The sequence below is a fragment of the Kitasatospora sp. NPDC036934 genome (genome assembly GCF_055608425.1).
Genome location: NZ_JBVJQR010000091.1, coordinates 1 through 1020, shown reverse-complemented (window position 1 = coordinate 1020; position 1020 = coordinate 1). Strand labels below are relative to the sequence as shown.

The following is a 1020-nucleotide window of genomic DNA, read 5'->3' as shown; positions in this document are numbered from 1 at the left end:
GACCAGCTGGTGGGGCTGGCCGTCGGTGGTCGGGACGAGGGTGCGCAGCACCTCGTGCCGGGTGGCCACGTCCTTCAGTGCCTCGGCCAGGGCGGTGGTGTCCACGGCGCCGGTCAGCCGGATCGCGAAGGGGGTGTTGTAGAGAGGGCTGGGGCCCTCGAACTGCTCGATGAACCAGAGGCGTTGCTGGGCGTATGAGAGCGGCACCCGCTCGGGGCGCTCCCGGGTGGTCAGCCCGGCGCGTACCGGGGTGTGGTCCTGGCCGAGGTGCTGGACCAGCGCGGCGATGGTCGGGTGGTCGAAGAGGGCGCGGATCGGCAGTTCGGTGCCGAGGGCGGTGCGGATCCGGCTGACCAGCTTGGTGGCGAGCAGCGAGTGCCCGCCGAGGTCGAAGAAGCTGTCGTCGATGCCGGGTTCGGCCACCTGGAGGACGTCGGCGAAGAGTTCGCACAGGGTCTGCTCGGTGGCGTTGCGGGGCGCCCGGCCGGTCCTGGTGGCGGTGTAGTCGGGGGCGGGCAGGGCGCGTCGGTCGACCTTGCCGTTGGGGGTGATGGGCAGGGTGTCCAGGACGACGACCGCGGCGGGGACCATGTAGCCGGGCAGGTGGTCGGCGGCGAAGGTGCGCAGCTCGGTCGGGGTGGCGTCGCCGGTGGCGTAGGCGACCAGGCGCTTGTCGCCGGGTTGGTCCTGGCGGACTGTCGCGATGACCTGGCGGACGGCCGGGTGGGCGGCGAACGCGCCCTCGACCTCGGCGAGTTCGATCCGGAAGCCGCGGATCTTGACCTGGTCGTCGGTTCGACCGGCGAACTCCAGTTCGCCCGTGGTGGTCCAGCGGGCGAGGTCGCCGGTGCGGTACATCCGGGTGCCGGGGGCGCCGTACGGGTCGGCGACGAAGCGCTCGGCGGTCAGCGCCGGGCGGCCGACGTAGCCCCGGGCCAGGCCGTTCCCGGCGAGGTACAGCTCGCCGGTGACCCCGGCCGGGACGGGCTGCAACCCGTCGTCCAGCACGTACGCCCGGGT

The 1020-nt window shown here is 73.2% G+C and carries 1 protein-coding gene; it reads right to left on the bottom strand.

The window, feature by feature from the left end:
- Nucleotides 1–1020 (bottom strand): phosphopantetheine-binding protein (locus ACZ7BZ_RS38400; RefSeq protein WP_470362428.1); only part of this gene is annotated, 1020 nt, incomplete at both ends.